Origin of the sequence: Vibrio sp. OPT41, assembly GCF_015163595.1 — a bacterium.
Lineage (GTDB): Bacteria > Pseudomonadota > Gammaproteobacteria > Enterobacterales > Vibrionaceae > Vibrio > Vibrio alginolyticus.
On record NZ_JADDYH010000012.1, the window covers coordinates 98689 to 113224 of the forward strand.

Annotated in this window: 12 protein-coding genes; 10 read left to right on the top strand and 2 right to left on the bottom strand. The window is 40.4% G+C overall.

Annotated features, from left to right (window positions below):
- The 8 genes from tssM (at position 1) to IQP38_RS03105 (ending at position 10452) form a co-directional block, all read left to right on the top strand.
- Positions 1–3453 (top strand): type VI secretion system membrane subunit TssM, encoded by a 3453-nt coding sequence (gene tssM, locus IQP38_RS03070; RefSeq protein ID WP_193837301.1) that lies wholly within the window; start codon positions 1–3, stop codon positions 3451–3453.
- A gap of 8 nt (positions 3454–3461) precedes the next feature.
- Positions 3462–4094, top strand: a complete 633-nt coding sequence (locus IQP38_RS03075) for a protein kinase domain-containing protein (RefSeq protein WP_180818131.1) — start codon at positions 3462–3464, stop codon at positions 4092–4094.
- Positions 4095–4109: 15 nt separating this feature from the next.
- Positions 4110–5999 carry a hypothetical protein gene (locus IQP38_RS03080; protein ID WP_140184280.1) on the top strand — a complete coding sequence of 630 codons (1890 nt, stop codon included), beginning with the start codon at positions 4110–4112 and terminating at the stop codon, positions 5997–5999.
- A gap of 584 nt (positions 6000–6583) precedes the next feature.
- The gene (locus IQP38_RS03085; RefSeq protein WP_228009969.1) at positions 6584–7396 is read left to right on the top strand and encodes a winged helix-turn-helix domain-containing protein; all 813 of its coding nucleotides are present in this window, start codon (positions 6584–6586) and stop codon (positions 7394–7396) included.
- The gene (locus tag IQP38_RS03090) at positions 7371–7871 is read left to right on the top strand and encodes a hypothetical protein (RefSeq protein WP_086587039.1); all 501 of its coding nucleotides are present in this window, start codon (positions 7371–7373) and stop codon (positions 7869–7871) included. Before IQP38_RS03085 ends, IQP38_RS03090 begins: the two co-directional genes overlap by 26 nt.
- 108 nt (positions 7872–7979) lie before the next feature.
- The gene (locus IQP38_RS03095; protein WP_140184557.1) at positions 7980–8774 is read left to right on the top strand and encodes a winged helix-turn-helix domain-containing protein; all 795 of its coding nucleotides are present in this window, start codon (positions 7980–7982) and stop codon (positions 8772–8774) included.
- Positions 8758–9237, top strand: coding sequence for a hypothetical protein (locus tag IQP38_RS03100; protein WP_140184556.1), 480 nt, complete (start codon positions 8758–8760; stop codon positions 9235–9237). Before IQP38_RS03095 ends, IQP38_RS03100 begins: the two co-directional genes overlap by 17 nt.
- 210 nt (positions 9238–9447) lie before the next feature.
- Positions 9448–10452: a GlxA family transcriptional regulator gene (locus IQP38_RS03105; protein WP_193837302.1), complete on the top strand. Its 1005-nt coding sequence runs from the start codon at positions 9448–9450 to the stop codon at positions 10450–10452.
- 28 nt (positions 10453–10480) lie between these two features.
- Here IQP38_RS03105 and IQP38_RS03110 read toward each other — a convergent pair whose 3' ends face one another.
- Both IQP38_RS03110 and IQP38_RS03115 read right to left on the bottom strand, forming a co-directional pair.
- The gene (locus tag IQP38_RS03110; protein WP_193837303.1) at positions 10481–10762 is read right to left on the bottom strand and encodes a hypothetical protein; all 282 of its coding nucleotides are present in this window, start codon (positions 10760–10762) and stop codon (positions 10481–10483) included.
- Between the two features lie 17 nt (positions 10763–10779).
- Positions 10780–11355 (bottom strand): nucleoside 2-deoxyribosyltransferase, encoded by a 576-nt coding sequence (locus tag IQP38_RS03115; protein ID WP_086587044.1) that lies wholly within the window; start codon positions 11353–11355, stop codon positions 10780–10782.
- Positions 11356–11759: 404 nt separating this feature from the next.
- Between IQP38_RS03115 and IQP38_RS03120 the strand changes: the two genes are divergently transcribed.
- The gene (locus IQP38_RS03120; protein ID WP_140184029.1) at positions 11760–13265 is read left to right on the top strand and encodes an aldehyde dehydrogenase family protein; all 1506 of its coding nucleotides are present in this window, start codon (positions 11760–11762) and stop codon (positions 13263–13265) included.
- A gap of 201 nt (positions 13266–13466) precedes the next feature.
- Positions 13467–13847, top strand: coding sequence for a hypothetical protein (locus tag IQP38_RS03125; protein WP_086587143.1), 381 nt, complete (start codon positions 13467–13469; stop codon positions 13845–13847).
- The last annotated feature ends 689 nt before the right edge of the window (positions 13848–14536 follow it).

A 14536-nucleotide genomic window follows, 5' to 3' on the forward strand; every position in this document is an offset into this window, starting at 1 on the left:
ATGTTTAAAAAGATATTTTCTATTTTCTTGGTGATTACTGCCATTTTAGGGACGCTCGCATTTTGGATAACGGCATCAGAAGAGCAACCAGTCTGGATAAAGTGGGGAATGCTCGCTGTCACCGTCGTTATTGTCTTCTTTACATGTGTTTGGTGGTGGAAACAGCGCAAGCTTAATCAAACAGAGAAAGAAGAGCATGATCAACACGTACTGCTTAAACAAGACACACGCGTGATCCAGCAGCTGTTTCGTATCGCAACGAAAAAGATACAAGGACAAGCTCGTAACAAGCTAGAAAGTCTTTACAGTCTGCCTTGGTACTTAGTTCTAGGTGGTGAAAAAGACGCGAAAAGTGCCATATTGCTACAGAATGGTTTTGAGCCAGTTAACGAGCGCTACTTGGATGAAAGTGATACGGAACAGTACCTACGCTTTTGGAGCAACGATAACGCAGTCGTTGTGGAAGTCGGCCATCGTATATTTGATAACGACGGTATTGACGAGTCGCTTTGGCAAGTACTGGCGAAGCAACTACTTAAATACCGTCCGAGGCAAGGGTTGAACGGCATTGTGACGGTTATTGGGTGTGATCGCCTAATGACAGGAGACAAAAAAGAACGCACTAGGCTCTCAGGCATCTATCAGGAGGCTGTGTTGTCGATGGGCGCAGAGCTTAGCTTAAACTTGCCTGTTTACGCCGCTTTCTCTAAAGCTGACTCGATTGCAGACTTCATTGGTTTCTTTGAGAGCTTCACTACATGTGACTCAGAAAATCCTTTTGGTATTACCTTTGAGTGCGATGTTTCGCGCCGTTATGACAAACAGCAGTTTGAGGCAGAAAGCCATGCGTTGATTCAATCCATTGCGGGGCAGCAGTTTGAGTTACTGAGAAACGTCGGCAGTGACAAGTCGGGCTCTATAATCGCTTGGCCTTATCAGCTAAGAATTTTCCTAGAGCGCGTCAACGAGTTTTTGAGCGACATTGGTCGCGAGAACCGTGTCCGAGAAGCCGTATGGATCCGCGGTGCTTATTTAATGTCATCCGGGCAAAAAGGCATTGAGCATGATCTACTAACGCAGGTTGTGGCCGAACGTGCTGAGTTCAACACCAATAACCAAGTTGAACAGCAGCCAAATCGTCGTGGTTTCTTTACGCAACGTTTGTTCAATAAGGTCATCTTGCCGGAGAAGAATATCGTCGGTGTCAATGAATGGCGTCATGCGGGTTATCTTGTATTTCGAACCGCTGTTTTAGTATCCGTAGTTGGGCTGATTTCTGTTGCAGGTCTGAAGTTACAGGAAAACTGGAATGTTGATGAAGATTGGCGCACAACGGCTCTATCTCAAATTCGTTTTTATCAAAACGATGTTCAAAAGCTGAGCAATGACAATTCTATGTCGGAGGTTGTAGCGGTATTAAGAGAACTCGGCGATGTGGTTGCTGATGGCGTTCAACCTAAACCGTGGCATGAGAAAGTCAGTATTAAGCAAACGGATACGGCCGAGAGTGTTTACTCTGCTTATGAAAAACAGTTGCACCAGATAATGCTGCCAAAGCTCGAAGAGCTGATCAGCAGCGAGCTGTATGTTTATGTGAACCTTGGTAATCCAAGCCGAATCTTTGAGATTTTGCGTTACTACCAGATGTTGTTTGACCGAGAGCAACTGAATTTTGCGGAACTACAAACTTACTTGCTTGATAACTTGAAAGACCAAGGTGAGCTTTCTCCGGACGAACTTTACTCTTTTTCTCTTTTAATCGAAGACTTGTTTAAAAGTCATTACGACAAGCAGCTACAACCGAACCTAGACCTGATAGCTGTTGCAACGAACAACCTTGAAGGCTTGTCACCAGAGCGACTGATTTATGCGCGTATTAAAGAGATGCCAGAGTACCGTACTCAAGTGGATCTCCGAAGCCAGCTCGGTGAGAAGTTCAATAGCTTGTTTGAGTTTACTAATGATTTCCATGGCTATCTGATCCCAGAAATCTTTACTAAGCAGGGCTATAGCCAAATTGATTTGACGGCAAAGTCGCCTCTGCTTAGAAGCTTGATGAGCGAGTTTAAAGCGATTCAAGGTGATATGTCTGGCGCATCAGTCATTGAGCTTAGAGAACTGAGCAAACAGGTTCAACGTCTGTATTTTGCCGATTACATCTACTACTGGAAAGACTTGGTCAACAACATTCAAATCAAGCAGTTTGGCGATGCTTCAGGACTCAGCTATGCACTAAGGAACACACGTTCTCCGGCTACGAGTCCACTACTTGATGTATTGGATGCAGTTGTGGTGAACACAACATTGGCTGTCGCAGATCAACCAGATACGAAAGGACAAAAGCGTGCAGCCGGTCAACTAGGATTGAAGAAAGCGAAAAAGGTGTTGAACAAAGCCGACAAGGTGAACCGAGCAGTTGGCGATAACCTGTTGAGGCTGCAACCTTCATTCGTCGTAAATGAAGCATTTTTGCCTTTCTCTCGGTTTGTGAATGGGAATGGTAAAGACAAGGATACACCACTGGAGCAGTTGATCGTTCAAGTTGATGAAGTTAACTCGTTTTTCGATGCCGCATTGTCTAGTTCAAACCCCGGAAAATCATTCCATGCTTATGCCATCGCCCATGCGCAAGGTAGTAGCGACCCTATCGTGAACTTCCGTCAAGCTGGCAGCAAGGCTCCAAACATCGTCGCGTCCTGGGCGAAGAGTCTCAGTGAACAAGTTTGGAAGCAAGTGGTGAATGGCAGCGTAGTGTATCTAAATACACAGTGGGATGAGCAAGTTTACCAGTTTTATGTGTCTGCCATTGAAGGGCGATTCCCATTTGATCAACATGGCCGTGGAGAAGTGAGCTTAGATGACTTTTCTCAATTCTTTAAACCAAGTGGCCGTGTGGCTCGCTACATAGAAGAAACCTTGAAGCCGTTTGTTTACTGGGATAACGGCAGGCTCAAGCTAAACGAAGTTGACGGCCTAGCGCTACCAATAAACTCAAACACTCGTAAGCAACTTGAATTAGTTCAAAAACTGAGTGGCATTTTCTTCGGTTCTTCAGGAGATGATCTTGGGTTAAGGCTTGAAGTAAAAGCGAGCTCAATGAGTACTGACGTGACGGAATTCCGCCTACGAGAGGCTGAAACGATTTACGACTACAAACATGGTCCAAGAGTGTGGCGCGAGATAACTTGGCCAACCGCAGGAGTGGATGGCTATTTGAGTGCAGAATTCTACAGCGGTCAGAATCGAGTCGCACAACAATCATTTACCGGTCAGTGGGCGTTGTTGCGCGCTATTTTTGCGAATAAGAGCAGTGCGACATCGAGCCGCTTGATTCGTAAGCTCAACTACAAAATTAACCAAAACAACATCGTATTGGATTACACGTTGCGTGATTCCAAACAACCATTGGATAAATCTTTATTTGTTCAATTCTCGTTGCCTAAGCAGCTTTAAGGTTGTCGATGTTGAAAGCAGTGATTGAACCGCAGGAACGAGTGTGTTGCCAAGTTTTGGCTACTCATTCCCGTGTGCACGAAATCAGTAACGACTTGACCTACTACACTAAGCATTTTGATTCGGCAGAGAGCCTGCAAAGAGAATGGGTTGCTTTGCAAGAGTGTCAGGGTGCTCAAATACAAAAAGTAGTGGATGTCGACTGGAGCAAATTGCAGCTAACGCTGGAGTTTGATCAAAGTGCGATACCGCTGATTGAGTTTGAGCCTAAGGATCTAGCGTTATTTGCTTCGCTTTTGCCTAGTGTGGTTCAGGCGATCAAACACTGTCATAGCAAGGGGTGGGTACATGGCGATATCAAGCCATCTAACCTGCTTTATGTACCTCAATTACAACATATTCGATTGATCGATTTCGGTGCCAGTTGTCGGACTGGATCTTCTCGGGAAGCACTCTCCGATTGGCAAGCAACGCCTATGTTTGCTTCGCCAAATCAAAAGAGTGGGGAAGGTCTGGTAGAAACGGGGGACGACTGGTTTTCACTGATTCAAATCATCGATCAGGTCATGTCATATGCGCATGACTACTCAATAAACTCAACGCTTATCCAGTGGCGAAAAGCCCTGAGCCTTGAGATTTAGATAGAAGGAAAGCTAATGAATAAAAAACAGCTTGCTGCAGCCAATCTCGACTTCGATGTGTCATCAATCAAAGGGACGGATGGAAAATTAATCCCTAACTTAGGATGCGCGATAGAAATTGAGCAATGGTTGAAAAAACTGTCTCTCGCATGCGGGAGAAGGCACTCTAACAGAGCCTTACCTTATTTAGAAAAAGCGATAGATGTTATCTATTCTGAGGTTGAGGCGGAATTGTATCGCCAGTCAGGAAACAATAGTAGCGCCTACGAAGCTAGCGCAGTTACTAAGCATCCTGTATGGCAGTTTTTTGTAGAACGAGTGACGAAAAAGTTTGGTAGTGTCGTTAAGGTGATTCAACCACACCGTTCACCAACGGAATCTGTCCGTTCGAAATTGATTAACCGTACTTTCTTCCAAATGCTGCATAACAAGCATGAAATTTTGAAGCGTTCTCATAGCAGTATCTTAGCATCCGGTGAGCTTGGCCAAGCCAAGGTAGAAATTCTTGATGCACAAGTTAATGCTTTACGAGATGCCTACTTTAATCATGCCAAATGTAATGCTGAACTTTGGCCTGCTATCAATGATCTGTTCCAAAAAGGAAATACCCGCTCTGCTGAGGGCAAAGTAAACCTTGAGGACGGTTCACTGACATTTGAAGCCTCACAAGCACTGTTTGCCGAAGCAAAAGTCGAGTTTGAAAAAACTTGGGACTTCGGAAAAATGAAAAACCAAATCAAAGCATCCGCTGAAATTGGTGCCCGTGAGAGCAGCAAGTTTAGTGCGAGCGCTAAAATCAATAAAGGCGCATTGGGTGGCATTGGGCATAGCCGAGAGCTTTTTAGTGGAAACAAAGAGAAAAGTACTAAATCTGAATTTGAGGTTAATAAGAAAACAGGAAATGCTACTGTTAGTATTGATGATTCGGTAGTAACAACTCAAATTATACCGGGTATCGATTTAGAAATTGATGCGATGCTCGCTGCCGAAATGGGAATGAAGTTAACAGTCTCTCATGAACTTTCTGTGGCTGATTTTATGTCACTAAAGAACGAGGGGGAGCTGTTTGTCGGTGCGACAGCAAAAGTTCAATTCACCGGTGCAATAAACAGTGCCAACGTGGGTACTGAAAATGAAGTTATCAAAACAAAGCTTGGTGCAAGTGCCTTTGTTGGTGCTAAGGCTAGTGGAACAAGTACCTTTACCCTGAAAGCTCGTGGTATGGATATGTTGTCTGGTAGTGTGACTGGTTCTGCATCAGTTGGCTTGGGCGCATCTGCTGCTTTGGAAGCCATTGTTAAAGGTTCTGGAGACTTCACATTTAAAGCGGGTGCAAGTGCAACAGTTGGGGCAGGTACTGGCCTAGAGTTTGGAACTATGGTTAACCCGATGCTACTTAAGGTACTCCTGTGGGATTCGTTTGGTAAGCACCTCCGTTCGAAGCAGACTAAACGCAGAACGGGCATTAAATACAACAGAAACGTTAACCAGGTGGCAGTGAGCCGTTGTGAAGAGAGCATCATGTCTTCGTTGAACATGATAGAAGCGGACTACCGAGTCTTAGCAGAAGAGATCTGGCGTATTCCAACCTTCACAAACATGTCTACTAAGGATGAAGTGACCACGATGCATGATCGTATCGCTAGTCCTGATAGAAATGTTATGGATAAGTATCTAGAAACGCTTGGTGTAAATGATGCTATCAATATGAGCCCTGAGGACATTACTCAAGCCGCTGTTGATATTGATAATCAAGCGCGCTTCAATCAATCGCAAAACATGCTTATGAAGCAGGCGAAGAAAGCAGCTTCGAAGAGGGGAACTAAGTCACTCTCTGGCGGGCTGGCTTTAGCAGGAATGAATGTTATGAATCCAACAATGGGGTTATTGGCGGTCAAACCTTAATCAATAAAAATGGCGAGACATCTCGCCATTTTTTGATGTTTCTATGAAGAATAGTTAAATTTTATGTTGATACTTCTTTCGGTTTCTCAACGAGATACTGGGTAACTCTTTACATAGTAAATTTGGGCTCATGCTATTGAGGTGTCAAGATAGAACTCATGCCATTATGGGTGAAACCAAAAAATGCATGGTCAAAAGGTTAATATCGTAAGCACGCATTCTGTTTGGGTGATAAGTGTAATGGCAATATATTTTTTTTGTAACTTTATGAAATTGTTGTGTTTTGTAAGCCAGTGAAGCGCTGGAGATCTGTTGTAAGAAATAATTACAAGATCACGTAGAAGTCCTGAAATATCTGTTTCGATAATTGATCGCTACTGCTTCCAAGCATATCTGGATAGGTGAGATAATTACCTCCCGATAAAATTAACATGAAGGAACTTTCTAAGGTGTTTGAGTCTTCGAAGCAAACGAAGAGCTAGATATGGTTAAAAAAGCCACCACCTACTTCGCTAAAAATCTAAAGTAGATTAAGGAAACCTAGCTCATTTTGACTCATCATTTAAAAAATACGTAGGTTTTAAATGAATCTATTGAAGATGGAGAATTCAATAGATAGAATTATCACTAATGACTATGTAACCATAGGCAGTAACTGGAAGCAAATTAGCGGCAAGAGCAATAATATGTGGATATTTGATTATCGAGCAGATAAGCAGTTACACAACCTACAGACAAATGAATGCAGAAAACTTGACAACATAGAGAGTAACCTACTTAAGTTATTGCTTTCCAATCAAGGAAAAACGGTGACAAAGGTGGAAATATTTGCGTATGTATGGCCCCAAAAAGTCGTGTCTGAGTCTAGCATTACACAAGCAATAGCTAAATTAAGGCAGTCTTTAAGTGACGACGCTAACGAACAAAATGTTATTAGAACAATACCCAAACTAGGCTATTGTCTTATGCCAAATACTGTTAAGTTGCTAGCAGAGGAAAAAACAGAAGCAGATACTGAGATAAAAAAACACTCAGTAAGTTGGGTATTCATAACTGCATTCACATTCTTGTTGTTTATCAATATTTTATTATTCCATTTCTTATTTGTCGCTCCTGATAGTACTAAACCCATGAGTTTCTATTCATTTAAGGTAGGAAGTAACAACTTTTACGTTGAAAAGAACGATAGAGTAAGTAGTCAGTTGGCAGAGACTATTATTCATAAAAAGGATCTCACTAATGTCAACTTCTATATAACTTCTAATCAAAGTCGACTTTACATTGCATGTTACAAGTTGATGCCAAAGAATGGTCAACAAAGAAGCTATAATTTTTCAGTTGATATAAATCGCGCACTAAAGGATGTTGGTGATGAAGTGTTGGAAACATGTCAATAAAGTGATAGGAATCTTGAGTCTACTACTCATTATTATTTTTTTGATACAAATCTACTTTGCCACATCTTACATACCTAGTTTTGTTAATAAGACGGACACAGTTATTAACAAAGTTATTCTTACTTATGGTGAAGATAAACAAGATTATCGGTATAGAGAGATAAGCTATACACTGGTTCCTTTTTTTCTTAACAGGTATGAACTACTTGCAAATATTCAATTTGATAGTGGTGAGGCTGTAAAAACGCAATTTTTAATGACATTTTGGCCTTTTAGTGAATATTCGATAAAATTTATTAATAAGCTTGTCGATGATGAACAGGTAAAGTTTTTTGATAGGCCTGAACAGCATGTTCTATTTGATGGGGGGGAAGAAGAATTTCAAGTACTACCAAGCGATGCTAGACAATACTGCTATGTTCAATTGTCTAACCAAGCAATTCAGTGTGTAGACATAAATAGTATAAATAAATAATAACGTAGTGTGTTGCCGATATTGCTCAGGAGAGATTTACACTCAGCAACCTCGTAATGATAATACCATAGCTGGCAAACATCGTGTGGAAATATTAAAGGATCAATCATGTGGGTATTTGACCCAACAGCTCGGAGACAACTTTCACATCCAAGCCAAGAAAAGAGTAAGAAGCTCAAGTCTACTGAAAGCAAAATTTTAGAGCTTTTGCTCCTTAACCAAGGAAATGTGGTTACTAAAGAATGTATTTTACAAGAGGTATGGGGAGAGCGGATTGTCTCTGCATCTAGTATTACCCAGTCTATCGCACAAATACGTTTAGCTCTTGGTGACAATGGTAAAGAGCAGCACTATATCAAAACCGTCCCAAAACAAGGTTACATGCTTGTAGTTGATAGGATTACATTTTTACAGCATAACTTAAGTGCGGGAGAGGGAGAAAGCAACGTTACCATAGCTTTCAGTGAAAATAGCAAAAAAAACAAACAGCACCCCAAGAGATCCTCGTTCAAAGCAGTAAACCTACTATCACTAAATGTGCTTACCCAGTGCGTACTTACCGCTTGCCTATCCATAGGCATTTTCTTAATTTCGTATTGGCTTATCACTTTCTACTTTCACTCTCAAAGTATCACTACAAAACAATGGGTAAGTTCCGAGGTTGCAGGTATTAGCTATTATTACGAATCTAGTCCAAGTGGTACTAAGCTATTTGAATCCATTTCAGGCGCCTATCAAAGCAATATAAGCAAAATTTTCCTTTCTAAAAACCCTGAACAGATATATATATCTTGTATCTATAAAACAGAAAATTTTAGTGAAATTCGTTCGGCTAACTTGAGTTTTTCTCACCGATACACAACTCAAAACATCAAAGAGGCTATTCGTGAACAGTGCCATTAAGTTAAACACCTTATTAGCAGTATTGCTTGCTAGCTTAATACTATTACTTGTGTATCTGAACAACATTTTTCATCCTTTTTTTCTAGAAGGAAAAAACAACACTTTGCTGTTCGGTCATGGTGTCACCTACAGTGAGTCGGGAGTCGAGAAGTATCGAGAATTTCATACTCTTGATCACAAATGGACTGGTATGCATCAGCTTCATACGACGTATGGGGCTGAAGGTGCTTCCATAAGTTTGAACGTTTCGTCTTCCTTATATTTTTGGACCTCTAGTTTATTCTCAACCAGTAATACAGTATATAGTGAAGGCTATAAAGCTAGTGTTGAACCGGATGCTACGCAAGCGCACCTTCTTCTGGATACATCCGAGGAATATTTCCAGACCGTCTATCAAGATAGTGATATCTTTTGTTATTCAAGTTTACTCACAGGCAGCATGCAATGCGTTACGGCCGATTGATGATAAAGTAATTACTCTAAATTCATCAATATATTTGGTTATTATGTGGGCGTGTGAGTGAAAAATTAAATAAAATCATACTCTTAATCTGTGTTTCTTTTTCTGTGTTAATTTCAACATAAAAAGTAATTATCATATAAGTTCACTGGTTCAGAGCCTGAAGTTGAGACATAGTAAAGAAAATTATTGTTATACAAGGAAATACGTACAATGCATTTTACGTGTACGGCTCCTAAACCACTTCAAATTACGGCCCTACTTTTCGATGGAATGTCAACAACATCTATTTCTGGTCCAATTGAGATGTTAACTGTTGCAAGTACATTAGCGGGAATTCCAGAACCTAAAATAAACTTAGTCTCAACATCAGGTAAGAACGTTAAAGCACTAGGTGGCATTGGATTGTCACCAAACCTAGACTGGAGTGAAATCTCTGACACTGACATACTTTTAATTGGCTCTTGTGGTGAACCTGAGAAGCTACCACTCTTGATTAGTGATGAAATGGTTAGTTGGCTTAAGAAGTTAATTAAAGATACTTCGTATGTTGTTTCAATTTGTACAGGGGCTTTTCTCCTTGCTCATTTGAACGTACTTAACCGCAAAACTGCTACTACGCATTGGGTTCACAGCCATTTATTCCGCGATCTGTATCCCAAGGTAAAATTGCAGCCGCATATCAAAATTACTCGCGAAGATAACTTGATCTGCACTTCCAGCGTTGGTGAGTACTATCAAGCAATAATGCTCGTTATTGGTGGGCTTTTTGGTTCAAACCACAAAGAAAAATGTGATCATTTTTTAAAAGGGGAGGTGACAGAGGAGCAGCAAGTGTCTCATTCCGATTTTGTAGAGTTTAGGCAGCACAATGATCAACTGATTCATGCCCTACAAGACTGGATGCACGAACAAGACTCGACTCAACTGAATGTTGTCAAATGTGCAAGCCACTGTTTTTTAAGTGAGCGGCAAATGAAACGTCGCTTTAAAATGGCAACAGGAGAAACTCCTATAAACTACATACAGAGGATTCGGATTGCTTTAGCACGAGAGAAATTGAATAGAACCGAATACTCTATAGAGCGGATTTGCAACGAAATTGGATACAATGATACCAACCACTTTCGCGTACTTTTTAAAAAGTATCAAAATATGACGCCAACTGAGTATCGTAAGAGCATACAATATTACAGTAATAGTAATTCTAATATATAAGCCAACAGACGTTAGGTGTACTAGTTATTTAAAATGAGTTAGTTAAAAGTTCTGATTTTGCTAACTCTGTTAAAATTGCTGTACCATTTTTTATAACATACTCTAATGAAGCGCCATTTTCTAAAAGTAATTTCCCGCCAACTTCGACACTAACTAGTACTCCATTAGATTCAAAGTCCATGAACGAACTGTTTACTGCCACAACTCGGTACTCTACAAACTCCGTTGCTACTGCAATTGGAATTTGCATGTGATATTTTTTAACTATTGGTAGCATTATGTTGAGCATATCTTCGGTGAATGAAATCATGTGCATTCCTCTTTAATTTAAACATTTTTGGCTAGTGGATAATAATGCCGATGAAGTTGTAATAAACACTCTTCAAATAGCTTTAGTGACCGATATTTATCGTCTTCATTCAATGTCTCATTCTTCAATATTGAATAGGTCATACCGCCATCAATCATTAAGTTGTCAACTAGGTCGAAATCTTCAATAACCATGTTATTCTTATCTTTATATTCACCATCGGAGAAGCTTACTTTGTTTATCTCATCAATGTTTCTTTGTAGAAATTTACGTTCGTCATGAGTGTAGCCAAGTATTACTTTGCGCAACCCTTTTGCCATCCCTACTTCATATACGGTTCCAACATCAGCACTTGCTCCTCTAAATGGAGTTAAATTCGCGATAACAGCATCTGCCGATAAAATGAGAGCTTCATTAGCACGTGATATTTCAAGGCCGATAGCTTCTTTCGACATCCCATTTATATCAATCTCGTTATCTAATGGATACAAACCGATAAATCCGTATTTGTCGCAAAGCTCCTTTTTTTTAGCACCGATTTCAATTGAATCTTTTAAAAAAACCTCTGGGCCTGCTAGATATACCTTTTTCATGCATAAGATCTCCTTAAATAAAGTGGAGTAATTATGTTTTATTTGTGATGTTTATCAATATTCAACTTATTAGATAGAGAAAAGGTAAATTTATATATATCAATGGGATGGATAAAAATACGACTGATTTTGTCACATTTGCTTAGTGCAACTGTCTTAATTGCTATGGTCAGTTTTCCTTATAATTTTTTAGATTTATAACTCTAAATTATTAGCTATCTAAAATAGGACTAAATAACATGGCAAATCAGACGGAAATGTTGATAATCTTGTTTAAGTTGTTGTTTGTTAGTGTTTTTTAGTGATTGAGTTTTGATTATTAAACTGAGTTTATATTTGAGTTTTAGATAATTAAAGCATAATTTCCGGCATGCTAATTAAATATAAAATCGGAGGGTATATACATGCTGTATTCAAAACCAAATACAGAAAATGCTGTGGTTAACTTTAAAGAAAAATACGCTAACTTCATCGGTGGGCAATGGATCGCTCCTGTTCTTGGGAATTACTTTACTAATACTTCACCTGTAAATAACGAAGTTATTTGTCAGATCCCTGCATCCACAAAGGAAGATATCGATCTAGCTGTAAACGCAGCACATGCTGCAAAATCGACTTGGGCAGCGACATCTGTTACCGAGCGTTCTAACCTACTACTTAAAATTGCAGATCGTATTGAAGCAAACTCAGAAATGTTAGCTGTCGCAGAAACATGGGACAACGGTAAACCAGTTCGAGAAACACTAGCTGCGGATATTCCATTAACTGTTGACCACTTTCGCTACTTCGCGGGTTGCATTAGAGCTCAGGAGGGTACTGCAGCTGAATTAGATAACCATACTGCTACTTACCATTTTCCAGAACCTGTTGGCGTTGTTGGTCAAATTATTCCTTGGAACTTCCCACTGTTAATGGCAGCATGGAAATTGGCCCCGGCGCTTGCTGCTGGTTGCTGTGTGGTATTGAAACCTGCGGAACAAACACCAGCGTCGATTCTAGTTCTGATGGAATTACTAGAAGATCTTTTACCTGCTGGTGTTGTTAATGTCGTAAACGGTATGGGCGCAGAAGCTGGTCAGGCTCTTGCAACTCACGACCGAATTGCAAAAATCGCATTTACAGGTTCAACAGAAGTGGGGCAACACATCTTAAAATGTGCAGCAGACAGTCTTATTCCTTCAACCGTCGAGTTAGGTGGTAAGTCACCAAATATATTTATGGAAGATATTTTCGACCATGAAGATAGTTATGTTGATAAGTGTGTTGAAGGCGTACTTCTTGCTTTCTTTAACCAAGGTGAAGTATGTACTTGTCCATCGCGTTTGTTAATTCAAGAGTCTATCTATGACCGATTCATGGCTAAATTGCTTGACCGAATGAAAACGATTAAGCAAGGGAATCCATTAGATACTGACACACAAGTTGGTTCTCAAGTTTCAGAAGAGCAGTTTAATAAGATTCGTGGCTACATTGGTCTTGGTCTTGAAGAAGGCGCTGAACTTCTTGCGGGTGGGGAGAGCTCGGCAGAAAATGGTTATTTTGTAGAGCCAACATTGTTGAAAGGCACTAACGATATGCGCATCTTCCAAGAAGAAATTTTTGGTCCTGTTGTTGCTGTCACTACTTTCAAAACTATGGAAGAAGCCCTTCAAATAGCAAATGACAGCGAGTACGGCCTGGGTGCAGGTGTCTGGACCCGAGATAGTAACAAAGCATATCGCATGGCTCGTGATATTGAGGCTGGACGAATTTGGGTAAACTGTTACCACGCTTATCCGGCACATGCTGCATTTGGTGGCTATAAAAAATCTGGTATTGGCCGTGAGACACACAAAATGATGCTAGATCACTACCAAAATACCAAAAATATGGTGGTAAGCTATAGTGTTAATCCACTTGGTTTCTTCTAAGCATCCATTCTTATAAACTAAAAATGAGCTCAGTTTGTCCTGAGCTCATTTTTGTCGAATAATTAATTCCTCACTCTAGCAATAACTTGTAGTCTCGTGGAAAGCAATATCGCTGGAAATTATGTTCAGTCCCGTTGAGTGAGGAAGTATGTAGTTATGTGCTGTCTACTTTTTGGAGCTACAATGGTTTGGGAGGTGTACATGTATGTACGATTTGTCGTTGATCAGATCGATGAAGATTCAAATCAGAGAAAGGGCATATTTCAGGCAATTAGTTGTATGAAGAAACAAGAAGTATTTTATGACTATGAACTTGAACATATTGCTGAGGTGATGGCGTGGTTCGACGAAAACCTTGAATCTCCTTTAGACTACTTAAACACACAAAAGTCTAAGAAATCAGAGGTGTATATCAGTTGGTTTCTTGAGTCTTCCTCTAAACATATATCTAAAATACGTGAGTTCGTTTTTTTAGTTGAAAGTAAGGGCGTCGCAGTTGAGCAATTAAGAACAGAAAGCCCTGGTAAAATAGTTTACGCCGATAAATTTCAAGTGTTTGCTAAACCATTCAGACGCTTCTGAACAAGCAAACATAAAAACTATTAAAGAGGGACTCGTACGCTTGGTGTTTTTGGCTCAAGTATTAGTCTTAGTTTATGGCACAATGATTTAATTTAGGTGGTATAGCACTGTTATTCCCTTTACACGGATATAGATGAATCCTCTCATAGTTCGCTGAACGCATACAAGTGTGTTAGGTGTCGATGCTTCAACATCGCCCAGTGATATTGTGACTCTTTTCTTCGATGGCAACGTGCTTCTTAGCTGAGTTTGAGATGGATAGTGCATGCCGATGCTGAATGGTGTTGACTTGAGAGTCATATTGTCATCTTGCCAGTATTGCAGTTAAGCCATCTCACCACACGATGATTTCGGTTATCAGTGATACGAGTCACAAGGTATCAATTCTCCTGCTGCTGCGAGTTCGGTTATTGAGGGGCATTATTAGGGAGCTTTTTTGACCAGAAGCCAACGTTCTGTCGCTCCTTTGTGAAACACTTTTCCCGCCAAGTGCTTCTGGCAAGAGCACTGTGCTCTTGTGTTTTTCTGCCTTTTGGATGACTTTATATAGATAAAAAAGCATTTGAGTAGTGAGCGCCGAGCGAGTTAGCTTTGTGCCGTCCTAAATAAGGTTGACACTTTCCACCCCCAAAATTGGAGAGTGTTATGAAATCAACAACTAAAAGAACTCAGCGCGATTACTCCCTCGC

Coding starts and splice junctions, on each gene's coding strand:
- tssM (WP_193837301.1), top strand. CDS start 1: ATGTTTAAAAAGATATTTTCTATTTTCTTGGTGATTACTGCCATTTTA.
- IQP38_RS03075 (WP_180818131.1), top strand. CDS start 3,462: ATGTTGAAAGCAGTGATTGAACCGCAGGAACGAGTGTGTTGCCAAGTT.
- IQP38_RS03080 (WP_140184280.1), top strand. CDS start 4,110: ATGAATAAAAAACAGCTTGCTGCAGCCAATCTCGACTTCGATGTGTCA.
- IQP38_RS03085 (WP_228009969.1), top strand. CDS start 6,584: ATGAATCTATTGAAGATGGAGAATTCAATAGATAGAATTATCACTAAT.
- IQP38_RS03090 (WP_086587039.1), top strand. CDS start 7,371: ATGAAGTGTTGGAAACATGTCAATAAAGTGATAGGAATCTTGAGTCTA.
- IQP38_RS03095 (WP_140184557.1), top strand. CDS start 7,980: ATGTGGGTATTTGACCCAACAGCTCGGAGACAACTTTCACATCCAAGC.
- IQP38_RS03105 (WP_193837302.1), top strand. CDS start 9,448: ATGCATTTTACGTGTACGGCTCCTAAACCACTTCAAATTACGGCCCTA.
- IQP38_RS03110 (WP_193837303.1), bottom strand. CDS start 10,762: ATGATTTCATTCACCGAAGATATGCTCAACATAATGCTACCAATAGTT.
- IQP38_RS03115 (WP_086587044.1), bottom strand. CDS start 11,355: ATGAAAAAGGTATATCTAGCAGGCCCAGAGGTTTTTTTAAAAGATTCA.
- IQP38_RS03120 (WP_140184029.1), top strand. CDS start 11,760: ATGCTGTATTCAAAACCAAATACAGAAAATGCTGTGGTTAACTTTAAA.
- IQP38_RS03125 (WP_086587143.1), top strand. CDS start 13,467: ATGTATGTACGATTTGTCGTTGATCAGATCGATGAAGATTCAAATCAG.